Below are 26,057 nucleotides of genomic sequence, written 5' to 3'. Positions count from 1 at the left end.
CGGGGATCGCAAGGCAGAAAAGTCTGCAAAGGAGTTTCGATGAGTCAGGTACTGTTAACGGGGGCGACCGGGTTAGTTGGCGGTCACTTACTACGAATGCTGCTTAACGCGCCGGCGATTAAATCCATTGCCGCGCCCACGCGTCGGCCGCTGGCCGATATCGCCGGCGTATTTAACCCGCACGATCCGCAGCTTACGGATGCCCTGGCGCAGGTGGTCGATCCGATCGATATCGTTTTCTGCTGCCTGGGAACTACCCGCCGGGAAGCGGGGAGCAAAGAGGCGTTTGTGCATGCCGATTATACGCTGGTCATTGATACCGCGCTGGTGGGGAAAAGGCTGGGCGCGCAGCATATGCTGGTGGTCAGCGCGATGGGGGCGAACGCTCATTCGCCCTTTTTCTACAATCGGGTAAAAGGCGAGATGGAAGAGGCGCTGATTGCGCAGCAGTGGCCGCGGTTGACCATTGCTCGCCCGTCCATGCTGATAGGCGAACGGGAAAAGCAGCGGACCAGTGAGACCCTGTTTGCGCCGCTCTTCCGCCTCCTGCCGGGGAACCTGAAATCGATAGACGCGCGGGACGTAGCGAGCGCACTGCTCGCGGAGTCGCTATCGCCAACACATGAAAGCGTACAGATTCTCTCGTCATCGCAGCTTCGTGAGAGAGCGGCGCGGTCAGGGGATTAATAATTTCCAAAATTTCCCTGAAAGCGTAGTATTCATGGCCTCAATTTAACATGACACTCCCTGGGGAATGCTATGGCTGGTCAGTCTTCATCTCAGGCGGCAGCACCGTTTCAATGGTGGAAGCCCGCGCTCTTTTTTCTCGTTGTTATCGTCGGCCTGTGGTTCGTCAAATGGCAGCCCTACTACGGCAAAGCTTTTACCGCCGCCGAGACGCACAGTATCGGTAAATCTATCCTCGCTAACGGTGACGCGAACCCTTTAGCCGCGGCCTGGGATTACGCGCTGGTCTATTTCCTGGCGGTATGGAAAGCGGCGGTATTAGGCGTGCTGCTGGGATCGCTTATTCAGGTGCTGATCCCGCGTGACTGGCTGCTGCGCACGTTGGGGCAGTCGCGCTTTCGCGGCACGCTGCTGGGGGCCGCGTTCTCTCTGCCGGGGATGATGTGTACCTGCTGCGCCGCGCCGGTGGCGGCGGGCATGCGTAAACAGCAGGTCTCCATGGGCGGCGCGCTGGCATTCTGGCTGGGCAATCCGCTGCTCAACCCGGCGACGCTGGTATTCATGGGCTTTGTGCTGGGCTGGCAGTTCGCGCTGATTCGCCTGCTGGCCGGACTGGCGACCGTACTGGTGGTCGCCACGCTGGTGCAGAAATGGGTGAAAGAAGCGGCGACGCAGCCCGCAGATGTGCCTGAATTGCCGGCGGAAACCGCGCAGGGCGGCTTCTTCAGCCGCTGGCTACGCGCGCTGTGGACGCTGTTCTGGAATACCATCCCGGTTTATATTCTGGCGGTTCTGGTGCTGGGCGCCGCGCGGGTGTGGCTATTCCCTCACGCCGATGGCGTGGTGGATAATACGTTGTTCTGGGTGATTGCCATGGCGATTGCCGGCTGCCTGTTTGTCATACCGACGGCGGCGGAGATCCCGATTGTGCAGACCATGATGCTGGCTGGAATGGGCGTGGCGCCCGCGCTGGCGCTGCTGATTACGCTGCCTGCTGTTAGCGTACCGTCGCTGATTATGCTGCGTAAAGCGTTCCCGGCGAAGGCGCTGTGGCTGACCGGCGGACTGGTGGCGCTGTGCGGCGCGGTAGCAGGCGGGTTGGCTTTAATCTGATATTTTCCCGGGTTGCGGCGTAAACGCCTTACCCAGGCTACGGGTTCGCCGTCGGCTGTGGGCCGGTAGCCCGGACAGGCGAGCAGCGCCGCCTCCGGGATAAAGGGGCAGAGGGCGGCGTCAGCTAAAAGAGTTGCGGGATCTACAAATGCAGACCGCGTGGCTTTGTCGCCCGGCTCAGCGTAGCGCAAGCCGGGAGGCAGAACGCTTACTTGATATAGGTAAAGGCGGTGGTCACGCGAGACACGCCGCTCACCCGGCTGGCGATATCCGCCGCCGCGCGTCCTTCACGGTCGGTGACCAGACCCATCAGGAACACTTCGCCGTTTTCGGTTGTCACCTTCACGTTGGAGGATTTCACCTGGTCGGTACCCAGCAGCTGAGAGCGGACTTTGGTGGTGATCCAGGTATCCGAAGACGCGGTGCCTAAGCCGATCGGCTGGCCCTGACGCACTTCGTTAAACACTTCCGTTGTCCCTTCTACGCCCATAGCGATTTGCTTCGCGCGCGCGGAGAGATCGGAGGTTGGAGACTGCCCGGTCAGCAGGACTTTACCCTGGTAGGCGGTCACGTTGATACGTGCCTGTTTCTTGATTTGTTCATCTTTCGACAGCGCGCTGTTGACGCGCAGCTCCAGCGTGCTGTCGTCCACCTGAGTACCTACCGTACGCGGGTCCGTCGCGGCTTTAGTGCCGACTGCTGCCGTTCCGACTACCGCGGCAGCAACGCATCCCTGAAGCAGTAGCGCAGACAGCAGAATGGCGAGGGGCGAGAGAGCCTTCATGTGTTCTCCTTAATCGTCCTGGTGTGGAAAAAGCGTGTTATCGATCAAATCGCACAGACAGTTGACGGTGAGCATGTGCATTTCCTGAATTCGCGCGCTGCGATGTGAGGGAATGCGGATTTCGACGTCCTGCTGCCCTAACAGACCAGCCAGTTCACCGCCGTCATAACCGGTTAACGCCACGATAGTCATATCGCGGGTGACCGCCGCTTCCACGGCTTTCACAATGTCCCGGCTGTTGCCGCGCGTAGAAATCGCCAGCAGCACGTCGCCGGCGTGTCCCAACGCACGCACCTGCTTAGCATAGATTTCGTCATGCAGGCGATCGTTGGCAATTGCGGTTAAGACCACATTATCGGTATTTAGTGCAATGGCGGGTAAACCAGGACGCTCTGTTTCAAAACGATTAATCATACTGGCAGCAAAATGCTGTGCGTTGGCGGCGGAAGTGCCATTACCACAACAGAGGATTTTGTTGCCGTTCAGCAGCGACTGAACGAGCGTCATCGCCGCACGGGAGATGGCGTCCGGGAGTGCTTCCGCTGCTGCAATTTGGGTTTGAATGCTTTCGGTGAAGCAGGCTTTGATTCTGTCGAGCACGGGATCCCTTAATTCATTTACGCTATTCGCCAAAGGCGTTTTTTAGCCACTGGATGTCGTTTCCGGTGAAGGCTACCACATCGAAACGGCAATCCACAGTCTCAAAGCTCCCATTCTGTCGGCAGAGCCACAGACGCGCGGCTTTGAGCAGTCGTTGTTGCTTTTGCGGCGTGACGCTGGAGGCGGCATCGCCGTAGTTTGCGCTGCGACGATAGCGCACTTCGACAAACACGGTAACGCTGCCGTCGCGCATAATGAGGTCAATCTCGCCGCCGCGCTCGCGGACGTTGGCGGCGATAAAATGCAGACCCTGGCTCTCCAGCCAGCGGCGCGCCTGGATTTCCCAGGCGTCGCCGGTCTGTTTACTTAGTTGGCCGCGACGATTTGCCCACCCTGGTATTTGAGCCATGACAGTTTCCTGTTGATCACGCAATCCTGCGTGGCCGTAAGATCGCCGGTATTGCCGTTCAGCTCAAAGCCGGGAACCTGGCGCATCTGCGAGAAATGGTTGGCCAGTGACCAGGCGTCGGCGCCCATGGCGTACAGACGCGCCAGCGAGTAATCGTTACGAACGGCCGCCAGCGCCTGCTGCTGCAGGGCAGGGTTACTTCCCGCCAGCATCGGGATCTCGCTATATTGCAGGCCTTCCATTTCCAGGCGGAAGTCCGGGCCGGAAGTCCCCTGGGCGCTGCGGGAGCTGGCGTACAACGTCACACCGCTCTGGCTACCGTTACGCAGTGCGATCATCGGCTTGATGTAGGCAATTTGTTCTGGCGTGGCCAGGATATACGCGGCGTCGACGCCGCCGGTGCTGCTGACCGGCACATCGCTCGGGCTGCCCAGGGCGCTGTCCTGACCTGACGGCAGGGTTGAGACCGGCGTACCGCTTAATGAAATACCGCTGTTAACGCTGCCGCGCAGCTCGGCGGTGGAGCCCAGGCGCTGTTGCAGCACCGTACCGCCACCCAGCTTCAGCCACTCGTTGGCGAAGGCGGTAACTACCCGATCGCCCAGCGCGCCGCGCGGCACCAGCAGCAGCGGAGTCTGTTTACCCTGATCGTGTATGTGGTGCGCCGCGTCGCGAGCTTCGTCTTCCGGAGAGAGGGCGAAATAGCAGATATTGGCCCGGCTTTCGATTTTCTCCGGCTGGTTGAGCGCCAGCACGTTCAGCGAGGTATTGCTCTTGATGACTTGTTCGACGTTATCTTTCAGCAGCGGGCCGACGACGATGGTTGCGCCGTCCTGCTGCACCTGGGCCAGCAGCTGGCTCATTGGCTGAGTGGTCGTGTCGTAGATTTTCAGTTCTGCCGAAGGGTTGGCTGGCGTTGCGGCGACCGCCTGAGCCTGTGGCGCTTCCGCCGGCTGGCTGGTGGCCTCCGGCGTCGGGGCTTGTACTGCCGCCGGCGCGGTGACCGGCGCCGCGGGTTGCGCCTGGTCGGCCGCTGGCGTCTGTACCGGGGGCTGGGCGTTATTGGTCGTCGTCAGATCGGTGACCTCCGCCTGCGATGGGCTGACCACCGCGCTTTCGGCAACATTCGCCGCCTGGGCGACCTGGGCGGGCACCGCGCTTCCTGCAACGGCAGGCGCGCCGTTCTTCGCCGCTTCAAAGCCCTGCTGGATGGTACGGCCAAAAATCGCCGCCTGGCCGTTTAACGGCAGCAGCAGGGCGATTTTATTGGTCGATGCGGCCTGGTAGTTCTGCATATTCACTAACTGCGTCGGCAGCATTTTCGCCCCCGGGTTTTGCGGGTAGCGGGTCTGCCAGTCTTTCACCCCCGCCTTGAGCATCGTCGGGTCGTTGCGGTTATCAAACCACATGCGCTGCAGATCCAGCCAGCCCTGCAGGACGTTCTCGTCGGCGTTAATGACCAGCGCGTTGGCCTGATCTTTGGTCATGGCGGTGAGCGCTTTCCAGGTCGCGTCGATGTTTTTCTGCTTTTGCGCAGGCAGGCTTAACAGCGGCTGCTGGGCAATCAGGGCCCGCAGCAGGTTCAGCGAGGGTTGACCCTGGCTGGCGTCAATTTGCGCCTGCCAGTAGCGGGGCTGCTGATTCTGCTCAAGGCTTGCCGGGTCGAGCTTGCTGAGCAGCGTCTGCGCGCCCTGGAAATCGTTCTGCGCCAGCTTCACTTCAACCGCCAGCAGCGACCTTTCGCGACTTTGCGCGGCGTTGAGGTTAGACGGCAGCTGATTGAACAGATCGACCGCCTGCGGTTTCTTACCTTCCTTCAGCAGTGCACGAATGGCGAGTAATTGCCAGTTGGTCTTGCTATCATTCGCGCTTTGCTGCATCTGTTGCAGATAGTAACTGGAGTCTGCCTGGGCCGTACCCTGCAAATACGCCGTGCTTTGGTCCGGGGTATGGGTACCGCAGCCGGCAAAGATCAGAGCGGCCAGCAGTACGGGCAGACAACGCACGGGTTTAGAACGAAGAAATGTTGACGGTACCATATGTGTCCAGTGATATTTTTTTGGCTCAATGCTCAATATTAATTCGGCAATACGGACGAGACAATGAAACAACACGAATCAGCAGATAATTCTCAGGGACAGCTCTTTATTGTGCCCACTCCGATAGGGAATCTGTCTGATATCACGCAGCGCGCGCTGGAAGTGCTGCAAGCCGTTGATTTAGTTGCGGCGGAAGATACCCGCCATACCGGTTTGCTGCTGCAGCATTTTGCGATCAATGCCCGTTTATTCGCGCTTCACGACCACAACGAGCAGCAAAAGGCGGAAACGCTGGTCGCGAAGCTTAAAGCGGGGCAAAACATCGCGCTGGTTTCCGACGCCGGAACGCCGCTGATTAACGACCCCGGCTATCATCTGGTGCGCACCTGCCGCGAGGCCAATATCCGCGTGGTGCCGCTGCCCGGACCCTGTGCGGCGATTGCGGCGCTGAGCGCAGCCGGCCTGCCTTCGGATCGTTTTTGCTATGAAGGCTTTTTACCCGCCAAATCCAAAGGCCGTCGCGATACGCTGAAGGCGCTGGAAGAAGAGCCGCGGACGATTATTTTTTATGAATCCACCCACCGCCTGCTGGAAAGCCTGGAAGATATTTGTACCGTGCTGGGGGAGTCCCGCTACGTGGTGCTGGCGCGCGAGCTGACCAAAACCTGGGAATCGATTCACGGAGCGCCGATCGGCGAGCTGCTGGCGTGGGTGAAAGAGGACGAAAATCGCCGTAAAGGCGAGATGGTGCTGATCGTAGAAGGTTTTAAAGCGCAGGAAGAGGCGCTGCCGGCGGTAGCGCTGCGTACGCTGGCCCTGCTGCAGGCCGAGCTGCCGCTGAAAAAAGCCGCCGCGCTGGCCGCGGAAATCCACGGCGTGAAGAAAAATGCGCTGTATAAGTATGCCCTGGAGCAGCAGGGAGACTAACCTCATGAGTCATTACCAGCCGCCGTTTAGCATTACTCCTGCCATTCTCAATCTGGTTGTTGAGATTGGTGAGCTGTTAGGGCACTGGTCGGCTCAAACGGGACGAGCCTCCCCCCTTCTGCGAAAAGAGAATCGTATTCGTACGATTCAGGCGTCGCTGGCGATAGAGCATAACAGCCTGAGTACCGATCAGGTCACTGCGCTAGTGGAGGGTAAACGTGTTCTTGCGCCAGCAAAAGATATTCAGGAAGTGAGAAACGCTATTCTGGCATATGAAAAAATGCCTGCATGGAAAAGCCACCGGTTAACCGATCTTTTGACCGCCCACCGGACGCTGATGATAGGGCTGGTTGATAACCCTGGCCAGCTGCGTGACGGAGATGTAGGGATCTACCGGGATACCCGACTGGTTCATATGGCTCCCCCCGCCTCTCAGGTCGAGCGTTTGATAAACGAGTTGCTGCTATGGCTGAAAGTCACTGACATTCATCCGCTTATCGCTGGAGCTGTCTTCCACTACGAATTTGAGTTTATCCATCCATTTGCCGATGGTAATGGCCGAATGGGACGCCTGTGGCAAACCTTAATTCTTAGCCAGTGGCGCGCGGAGCTTGCCTGGCTACCAGTTGAAACGTTGATGCATTATCAGCAGGAGCGCTATTACCAGGTTTTAGGGATGTGTGATAGCCAGAGTGACAGCACGCCGTTTATTGAATTTATGCTGGAAAATATGGTTATCGCGTTGAAAGATGGCATGGGACAAACCGCTTCTCTGTCGGAAGAAATGTCGGAAAAAATGTCGGAAGAAAAAGTGGAAATGCTGGCTGCCGTTGAGGAACGGATCCTCAAGCTTTTGTCCAAAGAACCCACGCGTACCGCGAAAGACATGGCTCAGGAAATGGATGTTTCTGCCAGAACCGTTGAGCGGTATCTGAAGACGCTGCAGCAAAAGGGAAGATTACAGCGGACCGGCGCAAAAAAAAGGGGAGCCTGGCGCATTCTTTAGCGGGTTATCAGCGTACAAAACGTGATGGTCAATAGGGCAGATGTCACCGCATCTGCCTTATTTTCTATACGATGTGTAACTCAATCCGGGTACTTTTTAATGCCTTCCGATACTCATCGTTTATTCCGCTGTCGGTAATGACGCAGTTTATTTTCTCCATCGGCAGAACCTGGTTGAACCCGCGACGATTAAATTTGCTGGCATCCAGCACTGCTACCACCTTATGCGCCGCGGCGGCCATGACGCCGCTGATGGAGTAGCCTTCGTTGAAGGTCGTGATGCCGTTGGTGGTGTCGATACCGTCCGCGCCGACGAACATCAAATCGGCACTGATACCCTGAAGCGAGCGTTCAGCGATGGTGCCGTGCATCGAGTGCGTTTTATGGCGCACGGTGCCACCGCACACGACCAGCGTGATATCTTTGTTTTCTGATAGCGTAAACGCCGCGGGCAGACTGTTGGTAATTACCGTAATATTGGTCATACGTACCAGCGCCTCGGCAATCAGCAGAGTAGTGCTGCCGCTATCCAGGATCACCGTCATGCCTTCGCTAATCATCGCTACCGCCGCCTGAGCGATCCGCTTTTTCGGATCGCTGGCCAGCTGATAACGGTCTTCAAGTACCACTTCCAGATTATCTCCTTCGGTCAAATTACTGCCAGGCCTTGCGGCGCCGCCATGAAAGCGGGTGAGTAACCCCTTTTCCTCCAGCAAACGGAGATCGGCCCGAATAGTCACTTCGGAGATGCCAAAGAGATTCGAAAGGTCCAGTACCAATACGCTACCCTGCGCATTAACCATTTCGACGATTTTGTTCCTTCGCTCAAATGAGTTCATATTAATTTGCCTGATAATTAACTGATCTTAGTGTAATCGAAGGGTAATGAAAGTTGAACGATAATTTTCGAAAGGTTATGTGAGCCAGCTCTGATTGCTGGCTCAGTCGATCAGGAAAGTTTTAGCAGAATTTTCCCCTGCATCGGCGCGCCGTTCAGCGCCTGAACTTCGCGGGCAAAGCTTTCTGCATTGCCGATATGGGCGATAAGCGGAGCAAGCTGAATGCGTTTTTCCGTCAGCAGGCGAACCGCCGTTTGCCACTCTTCTCCCGGCCACGGACCTGAGTAGTTCATCCAACTGCCGACGATAGTCAGCTCTTTACGCAGAATCTGGCCAAAGGTGGCGGAGAGCAGCGTCAAATCGTGGTGCAGCGTGCCCACCAGCGCCAGCTGCGCTCGCGGTCCGGCGACCTCAATACCCAGCGCCACGGTTTGCGGCGTACCGGCGGTTTCCAGCACCAATTGGTCGAACTGAATCTCTTCCAGCGCCGTTTGAATCTCTTTGCTGCTGATCTCTTTACTGTTAAAGACGTACGTTGCGCCGAGCGTTTTTGCCAGCGCCAGCCTCTGCGGATTGATATCGATTGCCGTAATGCTTTTGGCGCCCAGTTCGCGGGCGCACTGCAGCGCCAGCAGACCAATCGTGCCTGCGCCAATAATAATGACGTTTTTTCCTTCGCAGCCCTGAGCCAGATGGAAGGCGTGCAGGCCGACGGTCATCGGTTCAATAAACGCGCCGTCATCAATCGGCATCCGATCCGGCAGACGGAACAGATTGGCGCGCTTAACCACCACATACTCCGCATTGCCGCCTTCGCTACGCGAACCGACAAACTGGTACTGCTTGCAAAGAGAGAAATATTCACGCTGGCACTGCGGGCAGTTAAAGCAGGGAAGCAGAGGCACGCAGGCCACTGCGTCGCCAGGCTGCAGATCGGTCACCGCGGAGCCGTAAGATTCAACGTAACCGCTGAACTCATGACCCAGGGTGATGGGGTAGTAGTGTGCGCCTTTGGCGAAGATGCGCGGAATATCAGAACCGCACAATCCGGAGCTGACGACTTTGACCAGGACATCGTTTTCCGTTTGCAGAGTCGGTATCGGGCGTTCTTCAACACGCACTGTCCCCTCAGCATGGATTACCACTGATTGCATATAATTCTCCAGAAATGTCCGGGGGAGCGGATGCTCCCCCTTGAGGTTAAGAAATGCTTGGGCTTTGTTGCGCGGTGGCCGCTTTCTCTGCGGCGGCAAAGTTGCGAGCCCGGCGCCACGTCAGCAGCACGCCGGCAACATAGATGACACCGATAACCGCAAAACCCACCACGTTTTGCCAGGTGAAGAGCTGAATGAGTAGCCAGGTAATCGGCGAACCACCCTGGTCCATGGAGGCCACAAGGCCTCCCGCCTTCAGAGCGCCAGCGTTAGCCGCCAGTTGGGTATGCAGGCCGATGGTTTGCGTCGCAATCCATAGCGTGATCCCCATCAGGATGATCCCGGAAATTAGCGTACGGAACAGGTTCCCCTGGTGCACTGCAACCGCCATGGCGACGAAGAATCCAATGGTTGCGAGGTCGCCGAACGGCAGGACCTGGTTGCCTGGCACCAAGACCGCGATCAGAATACTGAGCGGAATAAAGATCAGACTGGCGGACACGACCGAGGTATGGCCAAGCAGCAGCGCAGGATCGAGGCCAATCAGGAAATCCTGGCCGCCGAATTTTGCCTGAAGGCGTTTACGCGCCTGTTTGGCAATCGGGTTCAGGCCGTCCATGATAGGTTTGATAACGCGCGGCATCAGCAGCATTACGGCGGCGGTTTTCACCGCCAGCTGGAGGATACCCTTCAGGTCGTAGCCCGCCAGCGCGCCGATGACCAGACCCATCACGAAACCAACGGTGACCGGCTCGCCGAACGGGCCGAAGCGCTTCTGGATATCGTCAGCGCTGAAGTGAATGCGGTTCAGGCCGGGGATTTTCTCAATAATCGTATCGACCAGCACGGCTATTGGCCCTAGATACGCCGAGCTACCGTGCGGAATAGCGATACCCTCAAGGCCGAAAAAGTCGCGGGTATCCTTCGCAAACCAGTCGCCGAGCTTGTAGACGAAAGCCGCATGTACCACCACGCCGAGAATACCGATCCAGTAAGAGCCGGTGGCGATATGCAGCATTGCACCGGTAAAGGTCATATGCCAAATGTTCCAGATATCGACGTTCACAACGCGAGTCATCCGGGTCACCAGCATGAAGATGTTGACTGCGATAGCGATAGGAATCGCCACCAGTGCGATTTGCGATGCCCAGGTCATCGGCGACGACCCTGGCCAACCAATATCAATCACGTGCAGGTTAATCTGGAAATGCTCCGCCATCGCTTTCGCCGCCGGGCCGATAGAGTCGAGCATCAGGCCGATGACCAGGCCGATACCGACGAAACCAATCCCGATATGAAGGCCTGATTTAAAACAGTCCCCGAGCTTCATCCCCAGTATTTTGGAGAAGATGATGATCACGATCGGCAGCATCACCGTTGGACCAAGATCGAGGATATAACGCATGATTTCGCTAAACATGAGCGTTACTCCGTCAGGATGTTCAGGATTTTTTGCTGCAGCTCTTCAATACCTACGCCGGATATGAAAGGCATACCGTGAACCACTGGAATATCGCCAAAGGTTCTGTCGACCCGGGCGGTGGTGCAGATGAGGTGCGCGCCGTCCATATAGGTTTCGATTTCATTCACCCGACACTGCACCAGGTCCAGTTCAATGCTATGGTCCGTGCACAGATCTTTGATCTCTTCTGCGGCCATGGTCGAGGTGGCGACAGCGCCTCCACAGGCGACAATTACTTTACGTTTCATAGGGTACCCCTTTTATTATCAGTCTGTTATAAAGCCTGAACGCTGGGTTCTGACTCAAGGATAGAGTGCCGAAACAGCTCGGGCAGCTGCTCTTGCGAGGCAGCCAATAATGCTTCAAGCGTGGTCGGATTCTGTAGCTCACTAAATAACCGGCGCAGCAGCTGCAGCTGTGCGGTCGGATTTTCTACAATCAGCGCGATGATTAACGAAACGTCGATTTCTCCGTCGTCGTCAGCGCGTTGAAAAGGGACCGGATTGTCCGGGCGAATCAGATAGATAGCCGGAGACTTTGCATGTACTGCCTCGCAGTGGGGAATAGCGACCGCGTGCTGCTCCAGCGCAATGCCGGTTGGGAAAGTTGCTTCTCGTTCGAGCAGCGCCAGTGGGTAGCTATCGTGCACGACGCCGCGCGCCAGCATCTCTTCGCCAATATGCTCCAACGCCTGCTGGCTGGAGCTAAAATGAATGCCGGTACGAACAAACAATTGACTCATAAATCCTCTTTACTCAGGCGATTTCAGATGAACAGCCGTAACGGTAAGCTCGCAGCACATCCTGAATCTTGTCGAGGATGAGGTCGTGCGGCACGGCGGCAAGTTCGTTTAACGACAGTCGTTCAAACTGCACGGGCATATACTGGCTGATAAGGCCCAGCGGTAGCTTAGTTTCGGTCAGGTTTGCAATTAACTTTTCCACGCTCTGGCGAATACGTGGATGCGGCCAGTAGTAGCGAATGCGGTCGGACAGGCTGAAGTGAATATCCACCATTGCCTGGCTCCAGGTCGGGCGGTAGTACTTTTTCCAGTAGCCCGGCTCGTTAAGCATCACTTCATCAATCACTTCCATTACGCGGCTGCGGGACTCCGGAGCGACCAGCTCATTTTCCATTTGCGCGAGGGCAAAAATGGCTTCACGCAGCGCGAAGGTCAGCGCCGGGCCCACTTTCAGGATGGCGTAATGGTCGCGCACCAGTGCCCGGTAGGCCTGACGAGACTGGTAATCAGTTGAGTGCGCTTCGTAGACCATCGGCGTGCCTTCGATCCACGCGGAGAGCGCTTTGGCGGCCTCCGGCTGGTAATGAATAATTTGCGTATGGTCGAACTCAACGCCGGGCTGCACCACGATAGCAATGACGCGCTCCAGCGCTGCGTTAAGACCCAGTTTGTGGAAGGCGGCTTCATGGGTTTCCAGCGTTGCCGCCGCATCCTGGGCGCGGGTCACGTGGACGCTGCCGATGGTGCTGGCTTCGCCGCCGGGAACCGGAACCTCGGTGCCGATGACATAGGTCAGATGGCGTTTCTGTTCGTCGGTTGCCGTCTCTTCCGCGGCCTGGCACAGGCGAGCGGCACGTTCGGCGACGATGGCCGGGTCCAGCGGTACCGGATCGTCAGCGCAGGACATGGAGGCATCGAGATGGATTTTGTTGAAGCCCGCGGCGACATAGGCTTTAATCAGATCGACCGATTTCTCCATCGCTTCGGCGGCGGGTTCGCCCTGCCAGCAGTTCGGCCCGAGATGGTCGCCGCCGAGAATAATACGCTCTGACGGGAAACCGACTTCGCGGGCAATTTTATTCACGAAATCACGAAAGTCCGCAGGCTGCATTCCGGTGTAGCCGCCAAACTGGTTAACCTGATTAGAGGTTGCTTCGATAAGAACCTTGTTGTTGGTATGCAGATCGAAACGTAGCGCGGCTTCGATAACCAGCGGATGCGCGGAACAAACTGAGCAGATGCCGATGTGTTCGCCAGCTTTGTGGCGGGAAATAATATCTTTCATTTCAATCCTCCGTTTTCTTTCGAATATATTCGTTATGTTTTGTTTTGCTCGCAAACTCCTTTGTTTTGATTTGTGATCAATCTCGAAAAAAAGAAAGATAAAACGTAATGTTTCGAAAATTAAAGATAAAAAAACGCTCTGGCGATAACGGCAGAGCGTTTTTAATTTATTGAAATTTAACTAAATATTCGTGAAAGCCAGCTCCGTTTAGGCTTTTCTGCTGGCTGAACGACCCGCTGCGGCTGTGCGGCAATTTCGCCTAATCCGGCATTAAAGGCCGTACCGATAGCCTCCAGCGCCTGATGGGCATCTTCCCCGCTGGCCATAAAATGCAGCCGATGCCCCTGCTTTGCGCCGAGAGAAACGACCCGCATCAGATTTTTGGCGTCAACAATAGCGGAACGGGTGTCGAGATTTTCCACCCGAATTTGCGATCGCCACTGCTTCACCGCTTTCACCAGGACCGCGCTTGGCCGCGCGTGCAGTCCGTGGGGATTGCGGAGGGTAAACGTCGCCTCTTCATCGAACACCGGAGGCGGTTCCATATCTTCCCCTTCGGCAGGAAAGATATTTCCGGCCAGAATCTCCAGCACCGCCTGCGGACTCTCGGCGCGCGAGAGCGCTTCAGGCACGCGCTCGTCGCTCATGGCATGGGTAAGCTGGCGTAGAATATCGAGGTGTTCGCTATCCTGTGCGGCGATACCCACAATCAGATAAGCCCTTTGTTGCTCTCCCCAATCTACCCCCTGCGGGCAGGCCAGCACTTTCACTCCGGTTTTCAGTACCGCATCGCGACTCTGCGGCGTGCCGTGAGGAATGGCGATACCGTTGCCAAGGTACGTGCTGATTTGCCCTTCGCGATCGCGCATACCGTTCAGATAAGCGGCCGTGGTATGCCCGGCTTCGGTTAATCTGCCAACGACGCGTTGCAGCGCTTCATCTTTCGTTTTAATCTCGCGATCGAAATGGATATCTGCGCAACTCAGTTGCATAAATAGCTCCTTATTTAATGGCACCGGCAAGCGTTGTCGCTTCCTGGTTCCGTTTTTGCCATAGCCTCCAGCATCCCAGCATGACCGCGCCGCAGGCGGAACCGGCGAGAATACACAGTACCCACATCAGCGGTTTGCTTACCAGCGGCAGGATCAGGAAGCCGCCGTGCGGAGCAGGAACCTGGATTTGCAGGCTATAGCTGAGAACCGCAGAGATGGAAGAGGCGATCATCATCATAGGGATGACGCGTAAAGGATCTTTCGCGGCGAACGGAATAGCGCCTTCAGTAATATGGGTACAGCCGAGGATATAGTTAACCATTCCGGCGGCGCGCTCTTCTTCACTGAAGCCTTTCGGGAAGAAGGTAGTCGCCAGCGCGATAACCAGCGGCGGCGTGATGCAGGCGGCGGAAACCCCGGCCATAAAGAAGTAGTTACCCTGGCCAAGCAGCAGCGTACCGGTGACGTAGGCGGCTTTATTCACCGGGCCGCCAAAGTCGAAGGAGCACATCGCGCCTACCACAATACCCAGCAGAATTGGGTTTGCTTCCTGCAATGAGCTCAGCCAGTTCATCATCGCGTTGTTGATAGCGGCGACGGGTTGACCCAGCAGCACCATCATCACGCCAATCACCAGTACGCCAACGAGCGGCATAATGAAGATCGATTTCAGCCCTTCATACTGGCGCGGCAGGCCGTTGAGCATATTGCGGATCAGCAGCATAAAATAACCGGCGGCGAAACCGGCGATAATCCCGCCGAGAAAGCCTGCGCCGGTTGCGTTGGCTAATAGCCCACCGACAAAGCCCGCGACCATACCGGGACGCCCGGAAATAGACCAGGCAATATAAGCGGTGAAAATCGGCACCATGATTGAGAAGGCCTGTTGACCCACTTTCATTAGCGTGGCGGCGATAACGTTATATTGCGGCGAGTTTGGATCGGCGGAGTAGATGCCCCACAGGAAGGAGATGGCAATCAAAATCCCTCCGGCGACAACAAACGGCAGCATGTTAGAGACGCCGCTCATCAGGTGCTTATATACCTGGCGCCCGAAAGACTCCCGCTCGTATTTCTCCGTTGAATCGTCGGAGGCAGAAATACCCTGACGACGCGCCGCCTGGCCGCTGATAACTTTATTAATTAAGTCGGCCGGATGGTGAATGGCTTCTTTAACCGGAACTTCAATGACCGGCAGACCATTAAATCGCTCGGCGTTAACGTCTTTATCAGCGGCAATAATAACACCATAAATATCTTTTAAATCCGCGGGCGTAATCGCATTTTCAACACCTGAGGCGCCGTTGGTTTCGACTTTAATTTCAAGATTTAATTTCTTTGCTGCGGTTTTTAAGGCCTCTTCAGCCATAAAAGTATGCGCAATACCCGTAGGGCAACCGGTAACTGCAATGATTTTTTTCATAATCGGACCTTTATAATTGGACGACCTGAATTTGCTGTAATAATTCTTCTGTGCGTTGTAATTTTCCTAATCCGGCGGAGCCGGCGACGTCGGCGCCGGTCGCACTGGCTAGTGCCAGGGCGTGAGCAACATCTTCTTTATTAAGCCATTTACTAAGAAAAGCGCCCAGGGCGGCATCACCGGCGCAGGCGGAGCTGACCAGCGCAATTTTCGGTGCGGAGCAAAACCACACGCCTTCGCCATCAGAAAAGTAGAGTCCTTCCGCCCCCATCGTCAGCAGCACGTTGCGAGCGCCCAGCTGATGCAGGGTTCGCATTGCCTCGCGTACCTGCTGGTGGTTGCTGACGTCGAGACCAAAGATTTCCCGCAGCTCGTCATCGTTGGGTTTGATCAACAAAGGCCGTAATTCAAGCAGCTGGCGCAGGACCGGATGGCTGATATCGAGGATAACTTCACAGCCTTTCTGCTGGCATAATTCAATAATTTCAGCATACAATCGGCTTTCAATCCCCGGGGGCAGGCTGCCGCTGATCGCTAAATAATCACCAGAGGCGACGCATTGCAGATGATGCATAACCTGCTGTTTACACTCATCATCAATTTTTGCTCCAGGATTAACGAGCTTATATTCCTCAGCGCCGTCATTAATAAAAATATTAATTCTGGTTGGCTCAGAGACCCATGCCGGCGTCACTTTAATTTTTTTCTGACGTAACTCTTCCACAATATAACGGCCAGTGAAACCACCGAAAATACCTATAATGTGAGTGGGCTGCTGATAATGATTTAATATCAGCGATACGTTCACTCCTTTACCATTTGGGCAATATTCCGTGTGTCGGGTTCGGTTCACTGCCGACGGCTTCAGCGGATCGCAAAAGATATTCATATCGATTGCCGTATTGAGTGTCAGGGTATGGATCACGACATTGCTCCTTCGATCCGAAAATTACAGTTGTCCTTCACAGCCGCAAACGTGAATGACTTTGCGTACGACATCCTTCATCGCCGCTTTGGCCGGTTTCATGTAATGACGCGGATCGTTAGCGTCCGGATTTTCCTCGAAATAGTGCTTCAGGGCATCGGAGAAAGCGATTTTCAGTTCGGTGGCGACGTTGACCTTGCACACGCCCAGCGAAATTGCCCGACGGATGTCGCTATCGGGCAGGCCTGACGCGCCATGAAGAACCAGAGGAACGTCAACGCGATCGCGAATGGCGGCAAGGCGGTCAAAATCGAGTTTAGGTTCCGCAGCGTACAAGCCGTGCGCTGTACCGATAGCCACCGCCAGGGAGTCGATGCCGGTGCGGGCGACAAATTCGCGCGCCTGTTCCGGGTTGGTATACAGCGCATCTTTTGCATCAACCACCAAATCATCTTCCACACCGCCCAGGCGGCCAAGCTCGGCTTCGACGCTGGCATCATAGCGGTGGCTCAGTTCAACCACACTCTTGACTAACGCGACGTTTTCTTCAAAAGGCGAATGCGATCCGTCGATCATGACCGAGCGGATACCGGCTTGTACTTTGCGCGTGATATCGGCCAGATCTTCATGGTGATCGAGGTGGACTGCTAAAGGAAGATCCCAGATCTTAGCCAGATCGCGAGCGATCGCTACTACGTTACCGGTTCCTGCATAGCTGTAAGTTCCCGGGGTGCCGGCAAGAATCAGGGGAGAACGCAGCTCGGCAGCCGTCTCTACCACCACCTGCATCGTTTCCAGGTTGTGGATATTAAAGGCAGGAACGGCATAGCCGAGGCGTTGAGCTTTCAACAGCATATTTTTACTGGAGATAATGAACATTCTTACTCCTTTACTTTTATATTGTAAGTTTGTTTTCGTATATAACCTTCGTTTTGAAAGTAATGTAGCGATCGACCCGCGTTTTTGTTGTGATCAACCGCACACATCAGCGATATTTTTTTATAAATGAAAGTTATTCTGTCTTGTTTGTTTTCTTTTTTAAAATTATATTAAGAAGTGAGGTTGATTGTAAGTTTCTGAATTAAATGATTTTAATTTGGTATCAAACCCATATGGACGGCCTTACGTTTGACAATGTGGCGGGGAAATTTAAAAATGAAAGTTATTCTGGGAGAAAATAAGAAGGCACAACACTGTGGCAAAACCGTCAACAAGTCTGCTGAAAAGGCGCCTGGACATCGCGGAGATCGTGCGTAAGAACGGAGAGATCAAAGTCGACGATCTGGCTGAAATGCTGGCTGTTTCCGGGGTAACGATTCGTAACGATCTTAACTACCTTGAACAGCAGGGCTACCTGAAGCGCTCTTTTGGCGGCGCAATATACACTTCCCAGGCAGGGACGCCGGTTGCCCTGGTTCAGGAGGCGCCGGTTGTCACCGATAAAGCGCTGGAGACCGAAATGGCTCGCCAGATCGCCGCGCAGATCGAAGATAGTGAAACGCTATTCCTGGGTCAGGGCTCGATATTACGTAAAGTGATCCCCTTCCTTGCCGGTTATGACGAGCTCTGTCTACTGTTGAACGACCTGGCGCATGTGCCGCTGGCGCAGGAGTTTCTGAATGGCGAAACCGTGCTACTCGGCGGCGTACTAGGGAGCAGCGGCAAAATAGTCGAAGGCGATCTGGCGTTAAGCGCGCTGGGTCATTATCGCCCCTCGCGAGCGCTGATAGCTGTCGATCATATTGCTGAGGATGGCACTTTAAGCGTCAGGCAGGAAGCCAGCGCCCGCCTGTTGAGCGAAGCGGTGTCGCAAAGCGAGAGGGTGATCGCGGTAGCCGCACATCGTCCGGTCTATGGCGATAAGCGTTACGCGATTGGCGAGTTGCAGCAACTTAGCGGCATCGTTACGCCGCAGGTGGTTGCCGCGGAGTATCACGCCCGCCTTCTTGCTGCCGGACTGACGAATAGCTATACCAATAACGAGTGCCTGACATGGCTCAACCCTGCTTTGCAAAAGGCAAAGTAAAGGAGCGATGATGAACGTGACCATTTGCACCATTGGCGAACTACTGGTGGAGTTTCTGGCAAAAGAAGAGAGCCAGGGTTTTTCTCGTCCGGGAGAGTTTTGGGGGCCATATCCCAGCGGCGCGCCAGCAATTTTCGCCGATCAGGTGGCGAAGCTGGGGCTAGGTTCGGTGCTTTTCAGCTGCGTCGGCAACGATGCTTTTGGGGAAATGAATATTGCGCGGCTGGAAAGCGATGGCGTCAACGTTAACGGGATCGCGATGCTGCAAAAGGCGACTACAGGCAGCGCTTTTGTGAGCTACCGCAGCCAGGCGCAGCGCGATTTTATTTTCAATATGCCAAACAGCGCCTGTGGTCTGCTAACCGCCGACCATATCGATGACCGCCTGCTTAACCAGTGCAACCATTTCCACATTATGGGCTCTTCGCTGTTTTCGTTTCGCATGATCGACGCGATGCGTAAAGCGATTGAAAATATTAAAGCGCGCGACGGCACGGTTTCGTTCGATCCCAATATCCGTAAAGAGATGCTCAATATCCCGGAAATGTCGCAGGCCTTTGAATATATTCTTGATTATACCGATATCTTCCTGCCAAGCGACGGCGAACTGGATTACTTTGGCCTCAACCCGGGGCGCGATGAACAGGTGCTGGTGGATAAGCTTTTAAAGCGCGGCGTAAAGCACGTGGTGATTAAACGCGGCCCGCGCGGAGCGAGCTATTTCAGCGCCCGGGAAACGCATCATGTTACCGGGTTTCATGTCCCGGTTGTGGATCCAACGGGAGCTGGCGACTGCTTCGGCGCGACCTTTGTCAGCCTGTTCCTGTCCGGCGCATCGCCGCAGGAGGCACTGAGATGGGCTAATGCCAGCGGCTCTCTGGCGATTTCCCGCCGTGGCCCGATGGAGGGAACTTCCACGAAGGCGCAGATAGAGGCCTTTCTTAACGCGCATCAATAGCGGAGGTATCCCGCCCGAAGCATCACGAGCGGGATAAATCGCTGATTCGATCAGGTCACCGGCGCCGGGTTAAACACCGCCAGCTGATTGTGCAATCCCCATTGATCCGAGAAGGTTTTCTTGCGGCCGCTGGCGACATCAAGAATAAACTCAAACAGCTTCAGCCCTACCTCTTCGATGGTTTCTTCGCCGGTGGCGATGGTTCCCGCGTTGATATCCATTAAGTCGTACCAGCGGTTTGCCAGCTCGGTACGCGTCGCCATTTTAATCACCGGCACGGCGACCAGGCCATACGGCGTACCGCGACCGGTAGTAAACACCTGCACGGTGATCCCGGACGCCACCTGCTGAGTACCGCAGACAAAGTCGCTCGCCGGCGTCGCGGCGTAAATCAGACCGCGTTTGGTTGGGCGTTGCCCCGGAGAGAGTACTTCGGCAATCGCGCTCTTCCCGGACTTGGCGATAGAGCCCAGCGCTTTCTCTACAACGTTCGCCAGGCCGCCTTTCTTGTTGCCCGGGGAGGGGTTGGCGCTGCGGTCGGTTTTGCCCATATCGAGATAGTTATCATACCAGGCCATCTCCTCCAGCAGGCGTTTACCGACTTCCTCGTTGATGGCGCGCGGCGTCAGAAGATGGATCGCATCGCGCACCTCGGTGACTTCGGAAAACATCACCGTCGCTCCGCAGCGCACCAGCAGATCGGACGCGTAGCCCACCGCCGGGTTGGCGGTGACGCCAGAAAACGCATCGCTGCCGCCGCACTGCATACCGACAACCAGCTCGGAGGCAGGGCAGGTTTCACGCTGGCGCTGGTTCAGTTTCTCCAGATGGCGCTCGGCGACCTGCAAAATGTCATCCACCATTGATTTAAAACCGACGTGCTTCTCATCCTGCAGGCTGACGATGCTGGCGCTATCCACCGGGATGCCTTTCACATCATCGGTGCCTTCCAGCAGGCGCTCCGGCTGCAGTTTTTCGCAGCCGAGGCCAATGACCATCACTTCGCCGCCGAAGTTTGGATTAAGCGCCAGGTTGTGAATGGTGCGGATGGGCACGACCGCCGCCGGGGCGTTAATCGCCACGCCGCAGCCATACAGGTGGTTCAGACCCACGACGCCATCGACGTTGGGATACTTCGGCAGCAGATCGCGTTCGATTATTTTCACCACGTAATCGACGACGCCCGCCACGCAGTGCACGCTGGTGCTAATGCCGAGCAGGTTTTTGGTGCCCACGCTCCCGTCGGCGTTGCGATAGCCTTCGAAGGTATAGCCTTCCAGCGGCGGCAGCGGCGCCGGGACTTTGGTCGCCAGCGGCAAAGTATGCAGCGGCGGCGCTTTCGGCAGTTCGACCAGCGATTCGTCAATCCAGCTGCCCTGCGGGATATCGCGTACCGCGTAGCCAATCACTTCGCCATAGCGGATGATTTCACCGTGTACAGGAATATCGACCAGCGCGACTTTATGGCCTTGCGGGATATGTTCAACCAGCGTGAGCCCGTCAGGAAAACGCGTTCCGGCCGTTAAACCTCGATCGTTAACAATAATCGCCACGTTATCCGTTTCGTGTACTTTTATATAAAACGCCGTTGGCGATTCTTGTTTAATTTCAATGTCAGCCATTGTCCAGTATTCTCCAGCAAGGTGCGAATAATAAATAAAACGTTTATTCAATTTCTGATGTGCAGATTTGTGAAATAGAGAATGTCAGGTGTTTGAATCTGAAAATGTGATCTATATCACCCATTGCTGTGAGCGCCAATTCGCTAAAGTGGGAAATCGCTGGAACTGTGGATCAGCGCCCACTCATTACTGCATTTGCACAACAATAACGATAATTAAACGCCATTTACAGGTTATGTGCACAGTGTTTAACGCTCGTAAGCTGATTATACTGAGTCATGCTTGCAATGCGCCGGATAAGTAAATCGATACCTTATGATATTGATTTCTGAATAATGAAGAGTCACACCAAAATAAATAATGGAAGGTGTGTTGTACCTGAGGAATATTAAATGAGTCTGGATGCAACGATAGAACAGAAAAAGGAAGTGCCAACCCGATATTTAATTCTGTTGATCATTTTCATTGTTACCGCCGTTAACTATGCCGACCGGGCGACGCTGTCGATCGCCGGTACAGAGGTGGCGAAAGAGCTGCAGCTGAGCGCGGTATCAATGGGCTATATTTTCTCCGCTTTCGGCTGGGCCTACCTGCTGATGCAGATCCCCGGCGGCTGGCTGCTCGATAAATTTGGATCGAAAAAGGTCTACTCTTACAGCCTGTTCTTCTGGTCGCTGTTCACCTTCCTGCAAGGCTTTGTGGATATGTTTCCGCTGGCGTGGGCGGGCATCTCAATGTTTTTTATGCGCTTTATGCTGGGCTTTTCAGAAGCGCCTTCTTTCCCGGCAAACGCCCGTATCGTCGCGGCCTGGTTTCCGACGAAAGAGCGCGGCACCGCATCGGCGATCTTTAACTCCGCACAATATTTCTCCCTGGCGCTGTTCTCGCCGCTGCTGGGCTGGCTGACCTTCGCCTGGGGCTGGGAGCACGTTTTCACCGTGATGGGTGTGATTGGTTTTGTGCTGACCGGCCTGTGGATAAAACTGATCCATAATCCCACCGACCATCCGCGCATGACGCAAGAGGAGCTGAAGTTTATCTCCGAGAATGGCGCAGTGGTTGATATGGACCATAAAAAGCCCGGCAGCGCGGCGGCCAGCGGCCCGAAGCTTCACTATATCAAGCAGCTGCTGACCAACCGCATGATGCTGGGCGTATTCTTCGGTCAATATTTTATCAATACCATTACCTGGTTCTTCCTCACCTGGTTCCCGATTTATCTGGTGCAGGAAAAGGGTATGTCGATTCTGAAAGTGGGTCTGGTCGCATCGATTCCGGCGCTGTGCGGTTTTGCCGGCGGCGTGCTGGGCGGCGTGTTCTCTGACTATCTGATTAAACGCGGTTTTTCCATCACCGTGGCGCGTAAACTGCCGATCGTCCTCGGAATGCTGCTGGCGTCCACCATCATTCTGTGTAACTACACCGATAACACCGCGCTGGTGGTGACCCTGATGGCGCTGGCTTTCTTCGGTAAAGGGTTCGGCGCGCTGGGCTGGCCGGTGATTTCCGATACCGCGCCGAAAGAGATTGTCGGCCTGTGCGGCGGCGTCTTTAACGTATTTGGTAACGTCGCTTCCATCGTAACCCCGCTGGTTATCGGTTACCTGGTGAGCGAGCTGCACTCATTCAACGCAGCGCTGGTCTTCGTCGGATGCTCGGCCCTGATGGCGATGGTTTGCTATCTGTTTGTGGTCGGCGACATCAAACGTATGGAACTGCAGAAATAATTAACGGTTAAGTGACAAGGTATAAGTGATGAATAACGATATCTTCCCGAACAAATTTAAGGCGGCCCTGGCGGCGCATCAGGTTCAGATTGGCTGCTGGTCCGCGCTGGCGAGCCCAATTAGCACCGAAGTTTTAGGTCTGGCAGGTTTCGACTGGCTGGTACTGGACGGCGAACATGCGCCGAACGATATCTCCACCTTTATCCCGCAACTGATGGCGCTGAAAGGCAGCGCCAGCGCGCCGGTCGTCCGCGTACCGACCAATGAGCCGGTGATCATTAAGCGTCTGCTGGATATCGGTTTTTATAACTTCCTGATTCCGTTTGTCGAAACGGAAGAGCAGGCGGTTAACGCCGTCGCCTCAACCCGCTATCCGCCTGAAGGCATTCGCGGCGTATCTGTATCGCACCGCGCCAATATGTTTGGCACCGTGCCGGATTACTTCGCGCAGTCGAACAAAAATATCACCATTCTCGTGCAAATCGAGAGCCAGCAGGGCGTGGATAACGTTGATGCGATAGCCGCCACGCCGGGCGTGGACGGTATTTTTGTCGGCCCAAGCGATCTGGCCGCTGCGCTGGGCCATCTGGGCAATGCTTCCCATCCGGAAGTGCAGAAAGCGATTCAGCACATTTTTGCCAGCGCGAAGAAGCACGGTAAGCCGAGCGGTATTCTGGCGCCGGTTGAAGCCGACGCGCGCCGCTATCTGGAATGGGGCGCGACCTTTGTCGCCGTCGGCAGCGACCTGGGCGTATTCCGCTCTGCCACGCAGAAACTGGCTGACTCCTTTAAGAAATAACCACCACCGAAACTAGAGAGATAAAGACATGACAATGAAAGTTGGTTTTATTGGCCTCGGTATCATGGGTAAACCAATGAGTAAAAACCTCCTCAAGGCAGGTTACTCGTTGGTGGTTGCTGACCGTAATCCGGAAGCGATTGCCGAAGTGATTGCCGCAGGCGCAGAAACCGCCGCGTCAGCGCAAGCGATTGCCGAGCAATGCGATGTGATCATCACCATGCTGCCGAACTCGCCGCATGTGAAAGAAGTGGCGCTGGGCGAAGGCGGCATTATCGAAGGCGCGAAGCCGGGCACCGTGCTTATCGATATGAGCTCCATTGCGCCGCTGGCGAGCCGCGAAATCAGCGAAGCGCTGAAAGCGAAAGGCGTCGATATGCTGGATGCGCCGGTCAGCGGCGGCGAACCGAAGGCCATCGACGGTACGCTGTCGGTGATGGTGGGCGGTGATAAAGCGATTTTCGACAAATATTACGAGCTGCTGAAAGCGATGGCGGGTTCCGTGGTGCATACCGGCGAGATCGGCGCGGGCAACGTGACCAAGCTGGCCAACCAGGTGATCGTGGCGCTGAACATTGCGGCGATGTCCGAAGCGCTGACGCTGGCGACCAAAGCGGGCGTAAACCCGGATCTGGTGTATCAGGCCATTCGCGGCGGGCTGGCCGGGAGCACCGTGCTGGATGCCAAAGCGCCAATGGTAATGGACCGCAACTTCAAGCCGGGCTTCCGTATCGATCTGCATATTAAAGATCTGGCGAATGCGCTGGACACCTCCCACGGCGTGGGCGCCCAGCTGCCGCTGACCGCCGCGGTGATGGAGATGATGCAGGCGCTGCGCGCCGACGGTTTGGGTACCGCCGACCATAGCGCGCTTGCATGTTACTACGAAAAACTGGCGAAAGTGGAAGTCACTCGCTAACAAGAAGGGCGCGGATGCGCGCCCTGTAATTCTTGCCTTGCGCGGCACTGTCAGGCTACATAACTATGAAAATCGTAATCGCCCCAGACTCTTATAAAGAAAGCCTCTCGGCCACCGAGGTTGCTCAGGCTATAGAAAAAGGTTTTCGGGAAATTTTCCCCGATGCGCTCTACGTGAAGGTTCCTCTCGCCGATGGCGGAGAGGGGACCGTTGAGGCGATGATTGCCGCGACGCAGGGAACCGAAATGAGCGCCTGCGTGACGGGGCCGCTGGGCGTCCCGGTGGATGCCTGCTGGGGGCTTTCCGGCGATGGCAAAACCGCGTTTATCGAAATGGCGGCGGCCAGCGGGCTGGGGCTGGTGCCGCCCGCTCAGCGTAATCCGCTACTGACGACATCGCGCGGTACCGGCGAGCTGATTTTGCACGCGCTGGATCACGGAGCGAAAAACATCATTATTGGCATTGGCGGCAGCGCCACCAACGACGGGGGCGCGGGGATGGTGCAGGCGCTGGGCGCGCGTCTTTGCGATGCCAATGGCGCGGAGATCGGCCACGGCGGCGGTAGCCTGAGTAGTCTGAATTCGATAGATATCACCGGCCTCGATGCGCGGCTGCATGATTGCGCCATTCGGGTGGCCTGCGATGTCACCAATCCGCTGATCGGCGATACCGGCGCATCAAGGATATTTGGCCCGCAGAAAGGGGCTACCGAAGCGATGATCCGCGAGCTGGACAGCAACCTGGCGCACTATGCGGACGTTATTAAGGCCGATCTGCATGTCGATGTGAAGCAGGTTGCTGGCGCGGGCGCCGCGGGCGGTATGGGCGCTGCGCTGATGGCGTTTCTCAATGCTGAATTACGCAGCGGGATTGAAATCGTGACCCAGGCGCTGAATCTGGAAGAGCATATTCTCGATTGCTCGCTGGTGGTGACCGGCGAAGGCCGGCTGGATAGCCAGAGCATTAACGGTAAAGTGCCGGTTGGCGTGGCGAGCGTGGCGAAAAAGTACCATAAGCCGGTGATTGGTATCGCCGGCAGCCTGACCCGCGACGTGGGCGTGGTTCATCAGTATGGGATTGATGCGGTATTTAGCGTGCTGACCAGCGTAACGACGCTGGAAGAGGCGTTTCGCGGCGCGGCGGACAATATTTATCGTGCGTCGCGTAATATTGCGGCGACATTGCAGGTCGGGATGGCGACGGAAGGATGACAACCGCCGGCAAACCCTCTATACTTCGCGCCGAAGCTGACCAGACAGTCGCCGCTTCGTCGTCGTCCTCTTCGGGGGAGACGGGCGGAGGGGAGGAAAGTCCGGGCTCCATAGGGCAGGGTGCCAGGTAACGCCTGGGAGGCGCAAGCCTACGACCAGTGCAACAGAGAGCAAACCGCCGATGGCCCACGCAAGTGGGATCAGGTAAGGGTGAAAGGGTGCGGTAAGAGCGCACCGCGCGTCTGGTAACAGTTCGCGGCACGGTAAACTCCACCCGGAGCAAGGCCAAATAGGGGTTCACAAGGTACGGCCCGTACTGAACCCGGGTAGGCTGCTTGAGCCAGTGAGCGATTGCTGGCCTAGATGAATGACTGTCCACGACAGAACCCGGCTTAACGGTCAGCTTCCT

General features: G+C 56.0%; 25 protein-coding genes and 1 other RNA gene. 11 read left to right on the top strand and 15 right to left on the bottom strand.

Going from position 1 to position 26,057, the window contains the following annotated elements; translation table 11 throughout:
• Positions 1 to 39: 39 nt before the first annotated feature.
• Positions 40 to 687, top strand: coding sequence for an NAD(P)H-binding protein (locus KOSB73_RS27455; RefSeq protein ID WP_049087421.1), 648 nt, complete (start codon positions 40 to 42; stop codon positions 685 to 687).
• 72 nt (positions 688 to 759) lie between these two features.
• Positions 760 to 1,800 (top strand): permease, encoded by a 1,041-nt coding sequence (locus KOSB73_RS27450; RefSeq protein ID WP_004139888.1) that lies wholly within the window; start codon positions 760 to 762, stop codon positions 1,798 to 1,800.
• Between the two features lie 208 nt (positions 1,801 to 2,008).
• Here KOSB73_RS27450 and dolP read toward each other — a convergent pair whose 3' ends face one another.
• From dolP to KOSB73_RS27430, 4 genes are read right to left on the bottom strand one after another with little or no spacing between them, the layout of a single operon-like run.
• Positions 2,009 to 2,584, bottom strand: a complete 576-nt coding sequence (dolP, locus tag KOSB73_RS27445) for a division/outer membrane stress-associated lipid-binding lipoprotein (RefSeq protein ID WP_004125578.1) — start codon at positions 2,582 to 2,584, stop codon at positions 2,009 to 2,011.
• Positions 2,585 to 2,593: 9 nt separating this feature from the next.
• Positions 2,594 to 3,184 carry a DnaA initiator-associating protein DiaA gene (gene diaA, locus KOSB73_RS27440; RefSeq protein WP_002918211.1) on the bottom strand — a complete coding sequence of 197 codons (591 nt, stop codon included), beginning with the start codon at positions 3,182 to 3,184 and terminating at the stop codon, positions 2,594 to 2,596.
• 22 nt (positions 3,185 to 3,206) lie between these two features.
• Positions 3,207 to 3,593 carry a YraN family protein gene (locus tag KOSB73_RS27435; protein WP_024358733.1) on the bottom strand — a complete coding sequence of 129 codons (387 nt, stop codon included), beginning with the start codon at positions 3,591 to 3,593 and terminating at the stop codon, positions 3,207 to 3,209.
• On the bottom strand, positions 3,551 to 5,632 hold the full coding sequence (locus KOSB73_RS27430; protein WP_004135866.1) for a penicillin-binding protein activator: 2,082 nt from the start codon (positions 5,630 to 5,632) through the stop codon (positions 3,551 to 3,553). Before KOSB73_RS27430 ends, KOSB73_RS27435 begins: the two co-directional genes overlap by 43 nt.
• A gap of 63 nt (positions 5,633 to 5,695) precedes the next feature.
• Between KOSB73_RS27430 and rsmI the strand changes: the two genes are divergently transcribed.
• Positions 5,696 to 6,559: a 16S rRNA (cytidine(1402)-2'-O)-methyltransferase gene (gene rsmI, locus KOSB73_RS27425; protein ID WP_004135868.1), complete on the top strand. Its 864-nt coding sequence runs from the start codon at positions 5,696 to 5,698 to the stop codon at positions 6,557 to 6,559.
• Between the two features lie 4 nt (positions 6,560 to 6,563).
• Positions 6,564 to 7,565, top strand: a complete 1,002-nt coding sequence (locus tag KOSB73_RS27420; protein WP_004135869.1) for a Fic family protein — start codon at positions 6,564 to 6,566, stop codon at positions 7,563 to 7,565.
• 64 nt (positions 7,566 to 7,629) lie between these two features.
• Here the strand turns inward: KOSB73_RS27420 and KOSB73_RS27415 are convergent, their stop codons facing one another.
• From KOSB73_RS27415 to KOSB73_RS27370, 10 genes are all read right to left on the bottom strand, one after another.
• Positions 7,630 to 8,403 carry a DeoR/GlpR family DNA-binding transcription regulator gene (locus KOSB73_RS27415; RefSeq protein ID WP_004135871.1) on the bottom strand — a complete coding sequence of 258 codons (774 nt, stop codon included), beginning with the start codon at positions 8,401 to 8,403 and terminating at the stop codon, positions 7,630 to 7,632.
• A gap of 110 nt (positions 8,404 to 8,513) precedes the next feature.
• Positions 8,514 to 9,557, bottom strand: coding sequence for a galactitol-1-phosphate 5-dehydrogenase (gene gatD / locus KOSB73_RS27410; protein ID WP_049087422.1), 1,044 nt, complete (start codon positions 9,555 to 9,557; stop codon positions 8,514 to 8,516).
• A 46-nt stretch (positions 9,558 to 9,603) separates the two neighbouring features.
• Positions 9,604 to 10,977 carry a galactitol-specific PTS transporter subunit IIC gene (locus KOSB73_RS27405; RefSeq protein WP_004135874.1) on the bottom strand — a complete coding sequence of 458 codons (1,374 nt, stop codon included), beginning with the start codon at positions 10,975 to 10,977 and terminating at the stop codon, positions 9,604 to 9,606.
• Positions 10,978 to 10,982: 5 nt separating this feature from the next.
• Complete coding sequence (gatB, locus tag KOSB73_RS27400) at positions 10,983 to 11,267, bottom strand: PTS galactitol transporter subunit IIB (RefSeq protein WP_004135876.1); 285 nt, start codon at positions 11,265 to 11,267, stop codon at positions 10,983 to 10,985.
• Positions 11,268 to 11,293: 26 nt separating this feature from the next.
• The gene (gatA, locus tag KOSB73_RS27395) at positions 11,294 to 11,761 is read right to left on the bottom strand and encodes a PTS galactitol transporter subunit IIA (protein WP_004135877.1); all 468 of its coding nucleotides are present in this window, start codon (positions 11,759 to 11,761) and stop codon (positions 11,294 to 11,296) included.
• 13 nt (positions 11,762 to 11,774) lie between these two features.
• Positions 11,775 to 13,046, bottom strand: coding sequence for a tagatose-bisphosphate aldolase subunit GatZ (gene gatZ / locus KOSB73_RS27390; RefSeq protein WP_098141331.1), 1,272 nt, complete (start codon positions 13,044 to 13,046; stop codon positions 11,775 to 11,777).
• A gap of 176 nt (positions 13,047 to 13,222) precedes the next feature.
• Positions 13,223 to 14,038: an HPr family phosphocarrier protein gene (locus KOSB73_RS27385; RefSeq protein ID WP_098141329.1), complete on the bottom strand. Its 816-nt coding sequence runs from the start codon at positions 14,036 to 14,038 to the stop codon at positions 13,223 to 13,225.
• Positions 14,039 to 14,048: 10 nt separating this feature from the next.
• Entirely contained in the window at positions 14,049 to 15,461 is a 1,413-nt protein-coding gene (locus tag KOSB73_RS27380; RefSeq protein ID WP_098141327.1) for a PTS fructose transporter subunit IIC, read from the bottom strand.
• Between the two features lie 10 nt (positions 15,462 to 15,471).
• A complete protein-coding gene (pfkB, locus tag KOSB73_RS27375; RefSeq protein ID WP_024358726.1) occupies positions 15,472 to 16,386 on the bottom strand; it encodes a 1-phosphofructokinase in 915 nt (304 codons plus the stop codon).
• A 24-nt stretch (positions 16,387 to 16,410) separates the two neighbouring features.
• Entirely contained in the window at positions 16,411 to 17,265 is an 855-nt protein-coding gene (locus KOSB73_RS27370) for a tagatose bisphosphate family class II aldolase (RefSeq protein ID WP_024358725.1), read from the bottom strand.
• Between the two features lie 352 nt (positions 17,266 to 17,617).
• Between KOSB73_RS27370 and KOSB73_RS27365 the strand changes: the two genes are divergently transcribed.
• Entirely contained in the window at positions 17,618 to 18,412 is a 795-nt protein-coding gene (locus KOSB73_RS27365) for a DeoR/GlpR family DNA-binding transcription regulator (protein ID WP_155553545.1), read from the top strand.
• Between the two features lie 10 nt (positions 18,413 to 18,422).
• On the top strand, positions 18,423 to 19,370 hold the full coding sequence (locus KOSB73_RS27360) for a sugar kinase (RefSeq protein WP_004135886.1): 948 nt from the start codon (positions 18,423 to 18,425) through the stop codon (positions 19,368 to 19,370).
• A 50-nt stretch (positions 19,371 to 19,420) separates the two neighbouring features.
• Here KOSB73_RS27360 and garD read toward each other — a convergent pair whose 3' ends face one another.
• Positions 19,421 to 20,992: a galactarate dehydratase gene (gene garD / locus KOSB73_RS27355; RefSeq protein WP_098141325.1), complete on the bottom strand. Its 1,572-nt coding sequence runs from the start codon at positions 20,990 to 20,992 to the stop codon at positions 19,421 to 19,423.
• A 392-nt stretch (positions 20,993 to 21,384) separates the two neighbouring features.
• Between garD and garP the strand changes: the two genes are divergently transcribed.
• From garP to rnpB, 5 genes are all read left to right on the top strand, one after another.
• Positions 21,385 to 22,719 (top strand): galactarate/glucarate/glycerate transporter GarP, encoded by a 1,335-nt coding sequence (garP, locus tag KOSB73_RS27350; RefSeq protein ID WP_004135890.1) that lies wholly within the window; start codon positions 21,385 to 21,387, stop codon positions 22,717 to 22,719.
• Positions 22,720 to 22,747: 28 nt separating this feature from the next.
• Complete coding sequence (gene garL, locus KOSB73_RS27345) at positions 22,748 to 23,518, top strand: 2-dehydro-3-deoxyglucarate aldolase (RefSeq protein WP_024358723.1); 771 nt, start codon at positions 22,748 to 22,750, stop codon at positions 23,516 to 23,518.
• A gap of 28 nt (positions 23,519 to 23,546) precedes the next feature.
• Positions 23,547 to 24,437 carry a 2-hydroxy-3-oxopropionate reductase gene (garR, locus tag KOSB73_RS27340; protein WP_049089702.1) on the top strand — a complete coding sequence of 297 codons (891 nt, stop codon included), beginning with the start codon at positions 23,547 to 23,549 and terminating at the stop codon, positions 24,435 to 24,437.
• A 65-nt stretch (positions 24,438 to 24,502) separates the two neighbouring features.
• The gene (garK, locus tag KOSB73_RS27335) at positions 24,503 to 25,648 is read left to right on the top strand and encodes a glycerate 2-kinase (protein ID WP_049087424.1); all 1,146 of its coding nucleotides are present in this window, start codon (positions 24,503 to 24,505) and stop codon (positions 25,646 to 25,648) included.
• Positions 25,649 to 25,680: 32 nt separating this feature from the next.
• Positions 25,681 to 26,057: RNase P RNA component class A (gene rnpB / locus KOSB73_RS27330), an RNA gene on the top strand.

The organism is Klebsiella grimontii, from assembly GCF_900200035.1.
Lineage (GTDB): Bacteria > Pseudomonadota > Gammaproteobacteria > Enterobacterales > Enterobacteriaceae > Klebsiella > Klebsiella grimontii.
This window is presented reverse-complemented; position numbering and strand designations above follow the sequence as displayed.